We start from the raw sequence: 16,975 nt of genomic DNA on the forward strand, positions 1-16,975 counted from the left end.
ATAAATACTGTACTCTTTGAACATTTTTTTTCCCTTCATGTCCAATAATTCTACTAAAATTTTACAATGAGATAACCAAATTATCATTAATGTCCATAAGTAGTTTTTAATATTCCATTTTAATGGGACAAAATGGAAAAAAATTTGATTTAACCTGTTTGTACCTGTTATATGATACTGTGTATTCCGTAGACCGGCTCATGCGCGCCGCCATCATTGCCATTCTCAGTGCGCCGATTGTCTCGAGTATCATTGAAACAACTTGCGTATGTCCAGGTGGCAACTATCATTCCGCACGAATCTGTTCGGCAGGCGATAGAACTGGCCGCACGTAAGGCGTGGCTTTAATCAATTGGCAGCAAATAGGTAAACGATACAACCGGATGGTGAAACGGATGCGAAACGATGTTGTAAGGCTGGGGCGCCTTTCCGGAGAGAGGACCGGGGACATGATGCATTTCCTCTCATCGATGCGTGCAGACCGGTATATTGCCGAGGCGGACATTCTCGTTGATATCGCCCACGTTTTGATGCTCGACAGGCAGAATATCAATGATCGCGCCACAACACGTCAGCTCCTTCCCGCATTGCTCAGGCTCCATGATACCGGCATCCCGGAGGAAGTGTTCGATGATCGGTTCGAGGATGTGCATGCCGGGATCGAGTCGCTTATGATCGAATCACTGGGTGTTGAAGCTGGCGGACGAATGCACATGGGACGGTCGCGGAACGATGAAGTCGTGACCTGCATCCGGATCCGGCTGCGCGAAGATCTGCTTTCTCTGATGATCGCGCTGTTGAAAGTCCGGGAAGTCCTCCTGACCCTGGCAGAGAATCATACGGAAAGCGCAATGCCCGGGTTTACTCACCTGCAGCATGCCCAGCCAACAACTCTCGCCCACCACCTCCTTGCATACGAACAGGCATTCTCCCGCGATTTTGAACGGTTGAATGAGGCATATGCCCGGGTCAACCAGTCTCCCCTGGGAGCAGCCGCATTCGCATCCACCGGCTATCCCATTGACCGGAAATTCACCGCCACTATTCTGGGTTTCGATGGCCTTGTTACCAATACCATGGATGCCGTGGCAACCCGGGATTTTGCTTTGGAGATCCTTGCTGACCTCACAATCCTGATGTCCACTACCAGCAGGCTCTGCGAGGAGCTGATCCTCTGGAGCACATCGTTTGTGAAGTTCGTGACCTTTGATGATGCCTTCTGCTCCACGTCGTCTATCATGCCCCAGAAGAAGAACCCGGACACCGCCGAGATTATGCGGGCAAAGTCCGGATCGGTCTTCGGGGCATTCAGCGGGGCACTGGTAACGGTCAAGGGGCTGCCGATGAGTTACAACCGCGATCTCCAGGAACTCACCCCGAACATCTGGCGCGGGATGGACGATACCGGGGTGAGCCTGCGGCTGCTTGCCGACATGCTCACCAGTGCATCCTTTGATACACAAAGGATGCGGGAAGAGGCAGGTAAAGGGTTCTCAACAGCAACCGAACTTGCCGATTCCCTTGTGAGGAGCTGTGGTCTCTCCTTCCGAACGGCCCATAACATCGTTGGCAGGGCAGTCAAGAAAGGTGATCTCTCCCTTGCCACACTTGAGAGAGCGGCAGAAGAAGTTGGCGGGGGAATCTCGCTTGAAAGGAAAGGCCTGACGCAGCGGGACATCGACCGGATGCTCGATGTAACCTATTCCCTTGAAATCCGGAAAGCTCCCGGCGGGCCTGCACCGGAAGCAGTCAGGACTGCAATTACTCAACGCAGGAAACAGCATCACCATGATGCAGAATTCGTTGGCAAAAAACAGGCAAAGCTCGCAAAAGCAAAAGAGCACCTCATAGCTGAAGCACGGAGGCTGGTAGTATAACAACACGGTTTGTTTCGGGAGATCTCGTCCGGTGCGATCATGGCGGGAAGAGCAGGAACGGCACGTACATTACCGAACGTGACGGCATGGCAGTAGTCAAGCTGGATTCTGGTTACAACATCGGAGTTGCGCCAGGATCCTGCAGGGTCACAGGGCACCCGGAACCAGCGCTGGGAAAGAACGTCGATGTGGAGCAGGATCATAAACTCCCCAACCTTTCCATTGTCTCAACGGGCGGAACCATTGCGAGCCGGATAGATTACCGGACAGGGTCAGTCACCAGCCAGTTCAATGCAAACGATATCCTGATTGCCATTCCGGAACTCGCCGATATTGCCAATTACCGGACTATCCCCCTCGCAACGATCCTTTCCGAGAATATGACGCCGGCGATCTGGCAGGATCTTGCCCGTGCCGTGCATGACGAGATACGGGACGGCGCCCGGGGTATCATCGTCACCCACGGGACCGACACGATGGCATACAGTGCCGCTGCGCTCAGTTTTATGATCGACACCCCGGTACCAATCGTATTCGTCGGTTCCCAGCGCTCTGCGGACAGGCCATCGAGCGACAATGCGATGAACGCGGTCTGCGCAGCTGCAGCGGCAACAAGTGATCTTGGGGAAGTTGCGGTCGTGATGCACGCAACCACCAGCGACGATACCTGCTCCATCCACCGGGGCACCCGGGTCAGGAAGATGCACACATCCCGACGGGATGCATTCCGCAGCCTCGGCATCTCCCCCATTGGCGGGATTGGATATCCTTTGCGGAAAGTGACGCTGGGGCCACATGCAGTACTGCGGGGAACACATTCCCTCGCACTGCATGACAAGATCGAACCACACTGCGCGCTCGTCCAGTTCTATCCGGGTATGTCCCCGGATCTCCTGAAAGCGTACGAAGGGTACAAAGGTCTCATCATTGCAGGGACCGGGCTGGGGCATGTCAGCACGGCACTCATCCCGGCACTCGGGCGCCTGATCACGGGAGGGACTCTGGTTGTCATGACCTCCCAGTGCATGCACGGCAGGGTGTGCGACCGTGTCTATGATACCGGCCGTGATCTGCTGGCTGCCGGGGTCATTGAAGGTGGCGATATGCTGCCGGAAGCTGCGCTTGTCAAGCTGATGTGGGTGCTGGCAAACGAGAATAACCGGGAAAAAGCCGCAGCCCTGATGCAAAGCGATCTCAAAGGAGAATGCATGAGGAGGAGCGCCTATGGATTATAAGGTTCTCGGCCTCGTTGCCGGTATAGAGATCCACCAGCAGCTGGACACTGCCGAGAAACTATTCTGCCACTGCCCGACCACCCTCCGGGAGATCCCGGAACACAACGGGGAGTTCTTCCGCTACCTCCGGGCAACGGTGAGCGAGATGGGCGAGATCGATCGCGCAGCGCTGGAAGAGATGAAACACCACCGTAAATTCCAGTATTACACCTACAACTCCACCTGCCTCGTTGAGAACGATGAGGAACCCCCGGCCCCGATCAATGATGAGGCACTTGCAATCTGCCTGACAATCGGTAAGATGTTCGGCATGGTTCCCGTGCCGCAGGTGCATACCATGCGCAAGCTCGTGATCGACGGATCGAACACCAGCGGGTTCCAGCGCACGGCGCTGGTGGCTTTTAACGGCGCGCTCCCGGATGGTGGCGAGATCGAAACGATCTGTCTTGAGGAAGAGGCAGCGCAACGGGTAAAAGACGAGGTCTTCTCGCTGGACAGGCTCGGTATTCCCCTTATCGAGATTACCACATCCCCGTGTATGCATACACCGGAAGATGTGCAGAAGGTTGCTGAGTATATCGGTATGGTGCTCCGGTCTACTGGCAGGGTGAAACGGGGTCTTGGCACGATTCGTCAGGACGTAAATATCTCAATTGCGAACGGTGCCCGGGTTGAGATCAAAGGTGTGCAGGAACTTGATCTCATTGCAGAAGTGGTAAAACGCGAAGTACAGCGGCAGCAGAGCCTTCTTGAGCTTCGCGCTGAGCTCTGTTCCCGGGGCGCATCTGTTTCTCACGATGATGATGTCACCGATCTTTTCAGGGACACCCAGTCATCGGTATTGAAAAAAGCAAAGAAGATCCGTGCGCTTCTCCTCAAAGAATTTGCAGGTCTTGTAGGACGGGAGATCCAGCCTGAACGGCGTCTCGGCAGCGAGATTTCGGATTATGCAAAGAAGTGCGGGGTAGGCGGCATCTTCCACACAGACGAACTCCCGGCCTATGGGGTTACGGAAGAGGAAGTAGCCAGCCTGCGTTCCCATATTGGGGCCGGAGAGCGCGACTGTGTGATCCTCGTTTCCGGTGCAAGTGATAAACAGGCCATGTGCGCGATAGCACAGGTCGCCCAGCGTGCCCGTATCGCATTTTCGGATAAACCGGTACCTGAAGAGACACGTAAGATGCTCGAGAGCGGGAGCACCGCCTATATGCGACCTCTCCCGGGGGCTGCGCGCATGTACCCGGAAACGGACGTTCTGCCGGTACTAATCGATGAGGCCAGATGGGCCTCGGTTACGGTACCCGAACTTCTGACGGTAAAAGCAGAGCGGTTCATCAAGGCATTTGGCATCGAAAAGAATTACGCCTTCCAGCTTGCTGCATCGGACAAACTCCCCTTGTTTGACCGCGCAGTACAGGAGGGCATAAAACCGAAGCTTGCGGCATTCACTCTCCTGTCTACACTGACTGAGCTCAGAAGGGACGGTGTCGACACCAGAAAGATAACCGACGCCGCCTACCTCAGAACATTGCATGCAGTGGAACTGGAGCACGCGGCAAAAGAGGCAATACCGGAAATATTCCGGAGCATAGCTGCGGGGAGCAGTTTTGAGGAGGCCATCAGTAAACTGGCACCATCGGTGTCCCGTGAAGAACTGGAAGCGATTGTCCGGAAGATCATCGCTGAACGCTCCGATTTCATTGCGCAGAAGGGCAAAGCAGCACTCGGTCCGCTCATGGGCGTTGTCATGGCAGAAGTCCGTGGTTCTGTTGACGGGAAGATCGTGAGTGATATCCTTAGAAAAGAGATCGATGCTGCAGCCTCTTCCAGGAATTCCTGAATCCTGCCGATGCGCGATCTCATATCCACTATCCATTGGCGCGAACATTTATGAGTGGGGCAGCAGAATTAGATAAGGAGTTTAATTATGGGCAAGACAGGAACAACCCTCTGGGCACAGGTAAAAGGCGTTAAAGGACAGATCCGGCTCGTCCCGAAAAAGGAAGGCGAGGCAAAGACCCCGGGTCCCAACCAGCGCTTCAAGGCCGGGGCCAATGTCAAGCAGATCGACCAGGCAGCAGAAGCAGCAGGCGGGCGCGGCGGGGCACGCCGCGGCGGTGGCAGGCGCGGTGGCGGGGACCGCTCAGGTGGCTCCGGCATGAACGAGTCAACAGCAAACCCCATGATCCGCCGCCACATGAAGAGACCCAAGGTCTCTGCGCTCGGTGCCAAGGCAAAGTCTTCCCGGTAAATACCAGATATTTTTGAGGCCCGCAAAGGGTTGAGAGGTATCATACCTCTTTTTTACTGCAATGGATCACATTGTGAAACCAGTTCCGTCAAGGATAACTATCTTTTACCCCTAACAACTATGGTGACTATGGATCTTCCAACCGCAGTAAAGAGTTACCAGTTCGGGGAACGGGCAAAGTCCGAACTGATCATGACTTCACAGCTCTGCCTGGCACTCCCCGGATTTCCGGACGCAGAGAGAGCCGGAGGGCGCCGAATACTCATTATGGTACTGGAATCCGTCAGGAGCGAACTCCAGTTTGCAGCAAACAGTACAGGCCAGCACGAATTCCAGAAGGCGATACAGGCAGTAAACGATGCGATCTCCCTGATGGAAAGCAACCAGCCGGAACAGGCATCCCAGAAAGTGGCAGCAGCAATCAGTGCATCGACTACCCCGGCGCAGGAAGCGTGGCAGGTCCTCTCGGAACATGGACTCCTTTGATATCCTCGGGTTCCTGTCAAGGCGCTCTTCGGTCCGTTCCTACGACAGCGAAGAGATCTCCGGGGAGGAGATCGAATATATCCTGAAATGCGCCAGTACAGCTCCGAGCGCCGGCAATCTTGAAGCATGGGATGTCATCATTGTCACGGAAGAAGATACGCGGTTTGCACTCGCGGAAGCAGCATTTGGGCAGGCACATCTCGAACAGGTACCGGTGATATTTGTGGTATGTTCCAATTATGTCAGATCGATGTCCCGGTATGGCGAGCGGGGGATCCTTTACGCACTCGAGGATGCAACCATTGCCTGTACCTATATGATGCTCGCGGCTCATGCAAAGGACCTCCATTCCTGCTGGACGGGCGCATTTGACGATGATCTCGTGCGCGAGATCCTCGATCTTCCCCAGCATATCCGTCCTGTCGCCCTGCTTGCTGTAGGGAAGGGCCATCCGTCCGGCCAGCTCACGGAGAGAATGGCGATTGGAGAACATGTGCACAAAGAAACCTGGTAAATGGAGAGAACATGCCTGATTATACAGTAACCATCGAATCTGCCTGGCTGGTCCGGGATGTAAAATCGCTTGACGACGCGATCGGTATTGCCATCAGCGAGGCAGGAAAGAGGCTGAACCCTGCAGCGAAATTTGTAGAAGTCGAAGCGGGATTCCTGACATGTCCGTATTGTGAGGAGACCCTTTCGAGTGCGATCGTAGTAGCAGATACAGCTCTTGTCGGACTGGTCCTCGAGATGAAAGTGTTCCGCGCCGAGTCAGGTGAGCATGCCGGGCGTATAGCCAAATCCGTGATAGGTAAGGCGCTGCGCGATGTACCGCTCAAGATTGTGGATGTGCAGGGACAATGATCCATATCGTAGGACATACAGCAATTGATCATATCTCCAAAGTACCTCACCTTCCTGAGAAGAATTGCTCCACCCATATCTCAGACCGCCGGATCTATTTCGGCGGGGGAGCATCCAATATCGCAGCGGGCATTGCAACGCTTGGAGAGCAGGTAACGCTCCACTCGTGTGTCGGTGACGATTTTGGCGGGAGCGATTATGACCAGTGGATGACCCGGCTTGGTATCCATCAGCAGTTTTTTGTAGTCCCGGGGACCCATACACCCACGGCATTCATGTTCACCGACGACAAAGGCGACCAGATGACCTTCTTCGAATGGGGTGCATCAAAGGCATTTGCAACATCCGATGCCCCCTCCCTCCCGCTGGTACACATGGCAACCGCTGACCCGGACTTCAACTGTCGGGTCGCTGAACAGAGTGAGTTCGTTTCCTTTGACCCCGGCCAGGACGTCTTCTGGTATACAAAGGAACAGCTCGAGTCAATTATGGTAAACACCGATATCCTGTTCGCCAACCAGCATGAGGTGAAACAGATGTGCACAACCATGGGTATCACGCGCGAAGCCCTTATCTGTCAGGTAGATATGGCAATCTTTACGATGAGCGGGGATGGGAGTACGCTCTACACTAAAGGGCGGGAAGAATTTATCCCGGTAGTTCCGGTAACCCTTGCCGATCCCACGGGTGCCGGGGATGCCTACCGTGCCGGTTTCCTCTCAGCATACGTGCGTGGATATTCTCCGCTTACCTGTTGCAAGATCGGCACGGTTACTGCCTCATTCGTTGTGGAGCACATCGGGTGCCAGACACATCTTCCGGACTGGGAGACCATGGTGGTACGGTACAGGCAACATTTCGGAACACTTGAACTTCCACGGAAAGAAGGTATTAACGTATGACATGGGCCGCACTCACTTCGGGTGGGAAAGATTCGATCCTGTCCTGCCAGAAAGCAATAGACAGTGGAAAAACGGTTAAATTCTTAGTGACAGCCCGGCCAAAGAACCGGGACTCCTATATGTTCCATTCTGCCAACCTTGATGTAGTTCCGGTTATAGCAAAAGTTGCCGGTATGAAGTACGTGGAGATCCTGACTGAGGGTAACAAAGAGGAGGAACTTGCCGATCTTGAATCCGGTCTTGCTGCCCTTGATGTCGAAGGAGTGATCGCCGGGGCAGTTGCATCGCAATACCAGGCCGACCGGGTGAAAGCGATAACCGATCGTCTGGGCATGGAACTCTTCACCCCACTCTGGCACATGGACACGGAACAACTGCTTCGGGAAGTTGCCCGCCGGATGGATGCACGAATCATCGTAACCGCAGCGGAAGGTCTCGATGCAAGCTTCCTTGGCGCTCGTATTGATGAGACGTTAATCCAGAGGTTGAAACAGGTGGCAGCAACCAGAAGGATCAACCTTGCCGGTGAAGGCGGAGAGTACGAGAGTATCACCCTGAACGCACCGTTCTATTCACGCCCGATAACCTATACATCTTCTGAGATCCACTCGAAATCCGACCGTCATGAACTGGTACTTGGAGGATTTGCATAATGGCACAGGGCAGTGATGTCAAACTCGGGCAGCTTACCCGGTACATTTTCACTGCACCCAACTGGAAACGATCGCTTATTCTCATCGTGCTTCTCGGCCTTATCATAGACGGGGCAAATGCACGGGCATGGCTGAACCTTCCGTTCACCAGCAGTGTTGGACTTATCCTTCCGTCAGTAGTCAGCAATTACCTGTCATTACCCGAAAAGTTCCTCTTTTCAGGCACCCTCGCGTTCACTATCCCTGCAATAGCTGCGCTGGTCCTCACAAAACCAATCATCGAATACACCGGAAAGACGATGACATGGAACCGGTCCGCACTTCTGGCACTTGCCTGTACAGTCTTTGGGGTCATCATAACCCTCGCACCACTGACAATTTCCCTGAAACTGATTCCTTTGTTCTATGCGATTTCGCTGGGTTTCATTTTCGGGCTCCGCCTGTTTGTCCTTGTCGCGATCGCGGATTACCGTGTGCCCCGTATGATCGTACCTGCACTTACCCAGAGCGGTGTGGGCATTCTCGCGGGAATGCTTCTCTTTTCCCCATCATTTGCGGTCTTTGCCCTGGTACTCCACATCGTTTTCGGATTGGGTTTTGCAATACTTATCTGGATGATCGAACGTCCGCTTCAAAGGGCTTTCAAAATCCGGGGGCTTGCATTCATCAATGCGTTCATCGCTCACATGACGGACGGTTCGAAAGGGATGGAGGATTTCTTCCGGTCTATCGGTGAGGAGATCTTCGTGCCGCAGGTCAGTTTCTTCTTCCGCAGGGAAAACAAAAAGCCGGTGATCTTTACGGTCCCGAACCTGCACCCGGGACCTATGGGCGAGATCGGCGGAGGGAACCTCCCAAAGATCCTCCACGACAACTTCAATGACGAGACACTGGTAGCTCACGGGTGTGCAACCCATGACTTCAATCTGGTCTCAGAATCAGAGAGCTACAAAGTGATCGATGCTATCAACAAATCCCGGCAGGATCTCACATATTCTGGTGGTGCTGGCACATCAGCCCGCTTCAGGGTAGGAACCGTCCAGGTCCTCTGCCAGCGGTTCGGGGATTCAGTTCTTCTTGTTACGACCCGGTCACCGCATAAGACTGAGGATCTGGATTTTGCGATAGGATCCACAATAATGGCCGAGGGACACCGCTGTTTTCCGCATGTAGGTGTGGTCGATGCTCATAACTGCATGACCGACCTGTCTTCACCGGTCCTTCTTGCCACATTAACTGCAAAGGAATACCAGCAGGCATCTGCCGATGCGATCGAGGCATGCCGGAATATGCCCCTCCACCCATTCCATATCGGTGTCTCCCATCTGACACTTCCCTACAGCAGGGAGCAGGGATTCGGCGACCTTGGAATACAGGTTCTTGTAGTGGAGGTAGCCGGGCAGCGGACTGCATATGTCCTAATCGATGGCAACAATATGGCAGAAGGGGTAAGGGATACGCTGCTGGACAGTATTCTCACCATAACAGATAATGCTGAAGTGATGACGACCGATTCACATGTTGTGAATACCATCACCGGCAAGAATCCTGTCGGGATGCAGGTCCCGGTCTCTGAATTCCTTCCCTTTGTCATGAAGGCGGTCAGAGAGGCAGCGGATGACGTCACCCTGGCTGAATCTGCAGCAAGTACGGCGCAGTGCGAACATATTGTTGTATTTGGTTCCAACCGTATCTCCCAGTTGGCGAGTACCGTGAATGCGATGCTGGTATTTGTTGCTCCGCTTTCCTTAGCAATGCTTCTCCTCGCATTCATCCTCTCTCTCATTGCGTATGGAGTAATGGTCTAGGACCCATTCCCTCCTGCCATGATCACAACGATTAATCCTTTTTGTTTCCTGTATAGCAGGACCACAATCTATATTCGCCATCAGAAGTGTATTCTTCATTAACAGAGGAGGACACGTCACAGCCGTCCATGCATATCCCGGTATTTCGTAGAGCGGTTGAACCAACGAGAGGAAAAAGGTGATCAGATTTCATCCAGCAATATACATGACAAAACGCTGGATCGGTGTCGACCTGAACACGACGGGCCACGTGGCCGTTGCAGCCGACCCGGACAGCGGAAAAGTAATGAAACTGGGGAATACTATTCACTATGTTCACAGCCATTCACTGAAAAACTGCACAAAATTATTAAGAGATGGCAAACTCTGGAAAATTAAAAAATTCAAGTCCCGCGAACGAAAGAAATTCAAATCCGCACTTCGTGCTATTTGCCGGCAGATTGTGTTTTTTGCCGAATCACTCGGTTCCGGTATCAAATTCGAGCGACTCTTTTCCACACGGTATTCGCACCCGAAGGATCGTTCAGATCCGTTTATCTTTTCTTTTGAGAACGATTCGTTCTTTACGCTGCAGCGATCCGTTGAGAAGCAGGCACATGAGAGAGGAATTCCGGTTATATATGTCAATCCTGCATATACCTCAAAGCGGTGCAGCCGGTGCGGTGGATTTGGCCACAGGATGCGAAAACGGTTCGAATGCCCGCATTGCGGTTTTGTAGCACATGCAGATGTGAATGCAGCCTTCAATATCGCCACGGCAACCTTGCGGAGTGCGGTACCAGATCACATCTTCGAAATGGAAAGTGAAAAGACCCGTTTATCCAAAAAGGAGATTCGAACACGGGCGGGAGTGTTGCCCGGTCCGGATCTGATAATGAAGGATCTCGCGTGCGAACAGGCAGAAAATAATCTGCTTGCAGTACTGGATTAATATAAATTTTTGCTCAGTAGAAATCATTTTTTTCGAAGAGACGATGCCCCCCCCTCTTGCGCCACTAGTCCCCCGCGGGGGACGGGGCGCAGTGCGACGATCCGAGTCAAATGGCAGGTAATACATCGTCATCGCAACTGGGGATGCCATAGCGGCGGGGGCAAAGCCCAAAAGAGCGTCCGCGATTATGAGGTTTTCTACAGAGCAAAATTTTTATTTTAATTTGATAACAATTCAGGAAGTGATTTCGGACGCATTCGCATCGGATGAATTCTGACACATGGTTTATGAAGCACGTAATGGAGTCCTGTCAGAGTAATTCAGGTAGGTGAGCCATCCTATCATGAGCAGCGATAAATTCGTTTATAACCCCGGATAAATGGGTATAATATGTCAGGAGCAGTCCGGTAAGTTTTTCCCATGCCATCAGTTCCTCAGTCAAGTGAAACAGAGCCTGCAGAAGAAGAAGAGTGTATCAGCAATTCTCTGATAAGATACCCCCGACCAGATTCGAACTGGTGTCGCAGGATCCAAAATCCTGCATGATTGACCGCTACACTACGGGGGTCCTGAATAGAGATCCCATCAGGAGCGCTTATTTCCGTTCCCGGAAAAAGGCCATAATTGATTTGCACCGGTGGACTATAAGGATACCTTTCTCGCGGCGTAAGAGTAAGGAGTAAGGCGCTAAAAAAAGAAGTATTGCGGATTGATATTCAGGCAAACGTAAAGAGATTCTTTTCAGTCGGATCATTAATCCCCATTTGAACATATAAGAACCTGTCAGGATCCGATCATAATATCCGAGGGTTTTTCATGAGCCGTTTTTTTGATCGGTTCTTTGGTTTCAGTAATTTTTATCTCACCGTGCCTGTTAGGAGGTTCATCCATGGTATGAATCGATTTGGGGAGTCTCGCCAGAATCTCTTTACTTATCTTGAGGTGCTCTTTCATCACACTTGATAATTCCGCCAGAACTTTATTTTGTGCAGTTATGAGTAGTTCGAGTTCCTGACTGGTCCCCAGAGGGGAATCGGAGACCGGCAATAGATCCTGTTGCTTTTTTACAAATTCGCTGCGACGTTTCCATATTTTACTGATACTGTCAATCCCTTTCTTTCTCGTGGGAAATAATTCCCTGTATCGCTCATAAAACTCGTGGCTGTCATTACATTGGACGACAAGATCAATTTCAGATTCGTCAATTTTCTCGTATTTTCGTTTCTGGATTCTTGCCATACGCCTTCATACAATATTGTATCAGGAAAGGAAAAAGAATTGTGGTATTCATGCATATTCAATTTCATAATTCGGATTTGATTCAATTGGATTGAGTTTTTATAGAAGAAATTGTGAACATTACACGGTAACGACAAATCAGGAAATTTTTAATGATAACACAAAATTTTGAAAAAATAGAAGCTTTAAATTCACCATAACAATTATGTAATTAAATTTCACATTTTATTTTTTTTTGAAAAAATTCAGTCCCAATGCTCACAAGTGAAATTGAAGATTTAAACGTTTTATCCAATTTTTTCATCTTAAGTATAGTAAATCCGGAATAATCTTGATCAGGTGACATAATACGACGGAGATAACGCGGTTAAAACATTTAAATTAGACTTTAGATTAGATAATTCTTAAATTCTAATCAACGTAAAATCTATCTATGACAGGAAGATTTCAAGATATATTGAAAAGATACAATGGAAATTTTTGAAATGTCTTTTTCAAATTTTAGATCATTTTACGATACAAATTGGGTATTCGAAATGTGATCATTCGGAAATTCTGCAATTATTCTGTTTAGAGAGATAATCAAGTTTAGATATTCACGAAGTAAATGGAATTTCAAAAAATTTTAAAAAAAATTATTATGACGGAAAATGTAGAAAATGGATTAATTCTGATTTACAAGATGTTTACGAGTGTACATTTGAATTCTGAATATTTTAAAATAATACAGATTGCCAGAATACGCCCAGGTAATTATGAGGGTCTGAAAATAAATACTGGATTTAGAAGCACTAAGAGAAATATCATTTCGAAAATACTGGTCACTTTTGAAAAACAATGGTAATTTCATATGAAAATGTATGACTTGCCAGACAATGCTAATAGGAATAAACCTATCCAAAGAACGTGCAGTGATCCGTTTTCAAAAATTGCTCTGAATACCAAAATCGCTGAAAAATTCCCGGGGGATTCAATGTACCAAATCAAACCTGATGAAAGTTATACGAACAAAACGATAACTTAATTAGGTTTATTTATATAGCATCAGGAGGTTTATAAAAAGAATGTTTAAAAAAATCTGCTCTGTAGAAATCATTTTTTTCGAAGAGACAATGCCCCCCCTCTTGCGCCACCAGTCCCCCGCGGGGGACGGGGCGCAGTGCGATGACCCGAGTCAAATGGCAGGTAATACATCGTCATCGCAACTGGGGGATGCCATAGCGGCGGGGGCAAAGCCCAAAAGAGCTTCAGCGATTATGAGTTTTTCTACCAGAGCAAAAAAATCAGGAGTTTTCGCGGGATCCGGAGAGGGGGAAATACTGCTGGTAAATCTGTCTCCGTTCGTCGATATCCGTATGCAGATAGATCTCGGTTGTTTTGATAGAAGTATGACCAAGGTTTTCCTGGACAACACGCAGATTTTTGGAGCGACGGTATAATTCGCTTGCGTAACTGTGACGGATCTTGTGGGGAGTTATACCAGAAGGAGCATAATGCTTGAAGATATGCTGAATAGCCCGTGAAGAAATGTGTTTTCCCTGCTGTCCAACAAAAAGCGGCCCTACGATACGGTTGCCGATGAATTTGAGGATCTCCGCAGTTGTATCATCATCAACGAACACGACACGGATTTTGTCCCCCTTTCCACGGATTTTGATCGTATGTTCATCGAAATCAATATCCTCAAGATTCATGTTACAGAGCTCGGACACACGTACGCCAGTGGCATAGATCGTTCTTACAATGAGCTTGTCACGGGGATCTTCAATGGAATCAATCAGCCGAAGAACCTGATTATGTTTCAGATACTTGATGTCCTGTTGTTTGATTCTGGGCCGATCAATACCTGTTATTGGGTTTGCAGTGACGATCCCTTGTGTATATAGGTACCGATAAAACGAGCTCAGCGTCGAGATGATGCGATGGAAGGTTTTCGGTTTGTATGTCTGCATTGATGACACAAAAGAAAGAAAATCGTTGATTATCACCGGGGTAACATCCACACTAGTGTCAAGTCGCGCCTTTTCGAAATCTTTCCAGTAGAAAACAAGCTTTGTCACATCGGTATTTCGCCTGAGCCAGACATAATATCCAAAGTGTTTAATTACCTGTTCATAACTATCCAGTGTACGAGGGGAATAATTTCGCATGCGGAGATAGTTTCGGTAGCTTTTGAGCCACTCCGAAAAATACCCGCTTTCCATGCTCTATTCTATCTTATCTCAAATAAATAAAGGTTTGCGCAGAATACCTATTCTGCGACAAGTCCGTTTTTGAATTGGACTTCGCATTACAGGTTGTTTTGCGTAAACCCCTCCAGACACGTTTCTCGCTCGGACAGCAACTTACTTGGCCTCTTGGCCTGGGCAAAGAACAGCTGCGGGTAATTAATCCGGCGCTGTACCAGCCGTGTGCTTAGTACCTGAATGAAGGGATGGGATATAATACTATATTTTCTATATTATTACATCAAATTACCGAATACAAAAATATGAACAGGATGCAGATATCGACGTGTTTTGCAATAGGACTTTTAATTTCAGGGATTATAATTTCCGGATGCACTTCCTCACAACCTTCATCTTCATCTTCCAACGCTACGGCCTCCGTGACAATCCACCCTGGAGATCACGTCTATGTTCGATTTAACTATCCCTGATGCCCCAGGAAATACCCTCATAGAATCTCAATTTATCGTCATTGCGAATCAAATTCTTGATGGATCTAATTTTTTTTTTAATGGAACCTCTCCTCAAAATGCAGGCAGTCCTCAAAAATATATTTTATATTTTCCTGAATACAATGCCATCAGTTCCGGGGTTATCGGAATGAAAACCGGTGAGGAAATAATAATCCCAGAGCCAACCTCATGATTGGGATTAACCCAATCCTGGAGTTTGTAACAACTCACCGCTGAAAATATAGATATATCAAATCTTACCGTCGGAAATTTCATTTCGATGGAAGTTGCTGATACCTCTTCGATGGGGTTCAGACTCGGAAAAATTACCTCGATAACTCCCAATGGTGCAACCGTCGACTTCTCATATCCCAAAATGAAAATTAAGATCCAGCAGACGATCCCTCCATAAAACAGGCCTTCTTTTCAATTCGCGGATTTTCGGTACGCTAATCCTACAAAATGGGAAAAGAAGGTCCTCTATTGCCTTCCCTCACCGATTATCTCTAACTCGTTTTTTGTCTGCTCATTCATTCGGAGAAATCTCCATTATTCCGTTTTAAAAAGGTTATTTGGTCCAGTATATAAATCATCAGCTTAAGGCCGATCAGACCGCCTTTACTATCTAATATCTGTGAACTGAGCCCGCTGGATCCTTACAGCTACCTGGAACATCCGGAATGTTTCCGCAGCCAGAATTTTTTCCGAATCTCTATCATCCCACCGGAGATGCACGATACGGGATCCCATTATCCCAGTCCCAGGAGATCGTTTCACGGAATAGAAAACTCATGCCACTTGCAGATCTTGAGGTTGGGCATTTTCAGGGATTTGATAAATGATAAATCCGCTTTGGGTTTGACTCTCCCGGGTAAGTCCACGAATTCGGAGAGAATGGTGTTCTCCAGTCAGAGGATTGAGATCTAATATCCCTGAAATAACGAATTAGCATCGTATTTGTGTAATCGTTTTGATTCTGCAGATCAACGATATTTCCCCAAATCTGATAATTAGAGTCCAATGAATCGTTGGCCTTATTACATACTATAAAATAATCCGCGGTCAGGAGCCCCAGCAATCTATAATTCGTTAAGGCTGTCCCTAGGAATGTGATCGGGCTTAACTTTGGCTGATAGAAATTAAAAGGGATTCCTGAGTTCACTTGTCATGTAAAATCGGTTCATTTAGTCGTATTTTTCTAGAATCGGTCGAAATTGATCATATATACCTTTTCAAATTTTCTTTAAATGATCTTTAGATAAACCTTATGATGCTATACAAAAAAAGGGTACCCTGAATATTTTTCAATCGGATATTCGGAATAATATGACACATTCTATTGATCAAAAAAATATGATTGTATGAATCAGCGTGATAATTCGGAAAAGTTAACCGATCTCATTTAACAGACTATTATGTCTTCTTGAAATTCTTAGATATTTAGCCGCGATCATGGAAGCAATAAAAAAATCAATCCCGGTTGCGCGGATTGATAATTAATGTTCATGTATAACCAACCTGAGGGAAAATCAAACAAATCATGCGGGTATTAAAATATTCATGAAATTAAAACGGCAATTCACAGGTCTCGAGATCTCTCATTTAAAAAACAGTGTAGTTTTTGGGGATCATACCATAAATCGGATTAAAGATTATATGGAAAGGGAATCATTGGTAATATTATATCATGGATGATAATACGCAGCTGCTGACTCCCAAACAGGTTGCTGAGATCCTGGGAATCCATCAGAAAACAGTTCATCTCTGGTTACGTTCCGGGAGACTCACAGGTACAAAAATATCCTACCGTGCCTGGAGAATACCCAGATCAGCCTTAAATTCTTTTATCGAAAATAACAGTAATCTCTCAAAACAGACCATATACCCTAATAATAATTCCAGCAGGGAAATGGCGGAAAAGGGAGCCGAAGGGAATCAGCAGGAATATGGACCCAACCATACCCATAACAAAATGAAATATTATATCCGGGATATTATGGGTGAGCAACCTCATGAAAAATAATAAATCGCACTGATTTCATATATTCT

The 16,975-nt window shown here is 48.5% G+C and carries 15 protein-coding genes and 1 tRNA gene; 13 read left to right on the plus strand and 3 right to left on the minus strand.

Going from position 1 to position 16,975, the window contains the following annotated elements:
* Positions 1-395 precede the first annotated feature (395 nt).
* From argH to WBL42_RS01305, 11 genes are all read left to right on the plus strand, one after another.
* Positions 396-1,877, plus strand: coding sequence for an argininosuccinate lyase (argH, locus tag WBL42_RS01255; protein WP_424719451.1), 1,482 nt, complete (start codon positions 396-398; stop codon positions 1,875-1,877).
* Entirely contained in the window at positions 1,874-3,112 is a 1,239-nt protein-coding gene (gene gatD / locus WBL42_RS01260; RefSeq protein ID WP_424719515.1) for a Glu-tRNA(Gln) amidotransferase subunit GatD, read from the plus strand. The genes argH and gatD overlap by 4 nt, the downstream gene beginning before the upstream one ends.
* On the plus strand, positions 3,102-4,952 hold the full coding sequence (gene gatE / locus WBL42_RS01265; protein WP_424719452.1) for a Glu-tRNA(Gln) amidotransferase subunit GatE: 1,851 nt from the start codon (positions 3,102-3,104) through the stop codon (positions 4,950-4,952). The genes gatD and gatE overlap by 11 nt, the downstream gene beginning before the upstream one ends.
* An 87-nt stretch (positions 4,953-5,039) precedes the next feature.
* Positions 5,040-5,363, plus strand: a complete 324-nt coding sequence (locus WBL42_RS01270) for a DUF5350 domain-containing protein (RefSeq protein WP_424719453.1) — start codon at positions 5,040-5,042, stop codon at positions 5,361-5,363.
* A 129-nt stretch (positions 5,364-5,492) separates the two neighbouring features.
* Positions 5,493-5,849 (plus strand): hypothetical protein, encoded by a 357-nt coding sequence (locus WBL42_RS01275; protein ID WP_424719454.1) that lies wholly within the window; start codon positions 5,493-5,495, stop codon positions 5,847-5,849.
* On the plus strand, positions 5,836-6,363 hold the full coding sequence (locus WBL42_RS01280; RefSeq protein WP_424719455.1) for a nitroreductase family protein: 528 nt from the start codon (positions 5,836-5,838) through the stop codon (positions 6,361-6,363). The genes WBL42_RS01275 and WBL42_RS01280 overlap by 14 nt, the downstream gene beginning before the upstream one ends.
* 11 nt (positions 6,364-6,374) lie before the next feature.
* Entirely contained in the window at positions 6,375-6,713 is a 339-nt protein-coding gene (locus WBL42_RS01285) for a DUF555 domain-containing protein (RefSeq protein ID WP_424719456.1), read from the plus strand.
* Positions 6,710-7,615 (plus strand): carbohydrate kinase family protein, encoded by a 906-nt coding sequence (locus WBL42_RS01290; protein ID WP_424719457.1) that lies wholly within the window; start codon positions 6,710-6,712, stop codon positions 7,613-7,615. Before WBL42_RS01285 ends, WBL42_RS01290 begins: the two co-directional genes overlap by 4 nt.
* Positions 7,612-8,268 (plus strand): diphthine--ammonia ligase, encoded by a 657-nt coding sequence (locus tag WBL42_RS01295; RefSeq protein WP_424719458.1) that lies wholly within the window; start codon positions 7,612-7,614, stop codon positions 8,266-8,268. The genes WBL42_RS01290 and WBL42_RS01295 overlap by 4 nt, the downstream gene beginning before the upstream one ends.
* On the plus strand, positions 8,268-10,076 hold the full coding sequence (locus WBL42_RS01300; RefSeq protein ID WP_424719459.1) for a DUF2070 family protein: 1,809 nt from the start codon (positions 8,268-8,270) through the stop codon (positions 10,074-10,076). Before WBL42_RS01295 ends, WBL42_RS01300 begins: the two co-directional genes overlap by 1 nt.
* Positions 10,077-10,281: 205 nt before the next feature.
* On the plus strand, positions 10,282-11,007 hold the full coding sequence (locus tag WBL42_RS01305; protein ID WP_424719460.1) for a zinc ribbon domain-containing protein: 726 nt from the start codon (positions 10,282-10,284) through the stop codon (positions 11,005-11,007).
* A gap of 495 nt (positions 11,008-11,502) precedes the next feature.
* On the opposite strand, the gene WBL42_RS01310 is transcribed toward WBL42_RS01305, so the two are convergent.
* From WBL42_RS01310 to xerA, 3 genes are all read right to left on the minus strand, one after another.
* Positions 11,503-11,575, minus strand: a tRNA-Gln gene (locus WBL42_RS01310).
* 215 nt (positions 11,576-11,790) lie between these two features.
* Complete coding sequence (locus WBL42_RS01315; RefSeq protein WP_424719461.1) at positions 11,791-12,246, minus strand: hypothetical protein; 456 nt, start codon at positions 12,244-12,246, stop codon at positions 11,791-11,793.
* A 1,283-nt stretch (positions 12,247-13,529) separates the two neighbouring features.
* Positions 13,530-14,450, minus strand: coding sequence for a site-specific tyrosine recombinase/integron integrase (gene xerA, locus WBL42_RS01320; protein WP_424719462.1), 921 nt, complete (start codon positions 14,448-14,450; stop codon positions 13,530-13,532).
* A gap of 432 nt (positions 14,451-14,882) precedes the next feature.
* On the opposite strand from xerA, the gene WBL42_RS01325 reads away from it, so the two are divergent.
* Positions 14,883-15,119: a hypothetical protein gene (locus WBL42_RS01325; protein ID WP_424719463.1), complete on the plus strand. Its 237-nt coding sequence runs from the start codon at positions 14,883-14,885 to the stop codon at positions 15,117-15,119.
* A gap of 1,494 nt (positions 15,120-16,613) precedes the next feature.
* Positions 16,614-16,949, plus strand: a complete 336-nt coding sequence (locus WBL42_RS01330; RefSeq protein WP_424719464.1) for a helix-turn-helix domain-containing protein — start codon at positions 16,614-16,616, stop codon at positions 16,947-16,949.
* Positions 16,950-16,975 lie beyond the last annotated feature (26 nt).

Origin of the sequence: Methanoregula sp., assembly GCF_049686655.1 — an archaeon.
In the GTDB taxonomy this organism is placed as follows: Archaea; Halobacteriota; Methanomicrobia; order Methanomicrobiales; family Methanospirillaceae; genus Methanoregula.

Excerpts from the sequence above, each read along its gene's own strand:
- argH (WP_424719451.1), top strand. The coding sequence starts at position 396 with ATGCGAAACGATGTTGTAAGGCTGGGGCGCCTTTCCGGAGAGAGGACC.
- gatE (WP_424719452.1), top strand. The coding sequence starts at position 3,102 with ATGGATTATAAGGTTCTCGGCCTCGTTGCCGGTATAGAGATCCACCAG.
- WBL42_RS01270 (WP_424719453.1), top strand. The coding sequence starts at position 5,040 with ATGGGCAAGACAGGAACAACCCTCTGGGCACAGGTAAAAGGCGTTAAA.
- WBL42_RS01275 (WP_424719454.1), top strand. The coding sequence starts at position 5,493 with ATGGATCTTCCAACCGCAGTAAAGAGTTACCAGTTCGGGGAACGGGCA.
- WBL42_RS01280 (WP_424719455.1), top strand. The coding sequence starts at position 5,836 with ATGGACTCCTTTGATATCCTCGGGTTCCTGTCAAGGCGCTCTTCGGTC.
- WBL42_RS01285 (WP_424719456.1), top strand. The coding sequence starts at position 6,375 with ATGCCTGATTATACAGTAACCATCGAATCTGCCTGGCTGGTCCGGGAT.
- WBL42_RS01290 (WP_424719457.1), top strand. The coding sequence starts at position 6,710 with ATGATCCATATCGTAGGACATACAGCAATTGATCATATCTCCAAAGTA.
- WBL42_RS01295 (WP_424719458.1), top strand. The coding sequence starts at position 7,612 with ATGACATGGGCCGCACTCACTTCGGGTGGGAAAGATTCGATCCTGTCC.
- WBL42_RS01300 (WP_424719459.1), top strand. The coding sequence starts at position 8,268 with ATGGCACAGGGCAGTGATGTCAAACTCGGGCAGCTTACCCGGTACATT.
- WBL42_RS01305 (WP_424719460.1), top strand. The coding sequence starts at position 10,282 with ATGACAAAACGCTGGATCGGTGTCGACCTGAACACGACGGGCCACGTG.
- WBL42_RS01315 (WP_424719461.1), bottom strand. The coding sequence starts at position 12,246 with ATGGCAAGAATCCAGAAACGAAAATACGAGAAAATTGACGAATCTGAA.
- xerA (WP_424719462.1), bottom strand. The coding sequence starts at position 14,450 with ATGGAAAGCGGGTATTTTTCGGAGTGGCTCAAAAGCTACCGAAACTAT.
- WBL42_RS01325 (WP_424719463.1), top strand. The coding sequence starts at position 14,883 with ATGTTCGATTTAACTATCCCTGATGCCCCAGGAAATACCCTCATAGAA.
- WBL42_RS01330 (WP_424719464.1), top strand. The coding sequence starts at position 16,614 with ATGGATGATAATACGCAGCTGCTGACTCCCAAACAGGTTGCTGAGATC.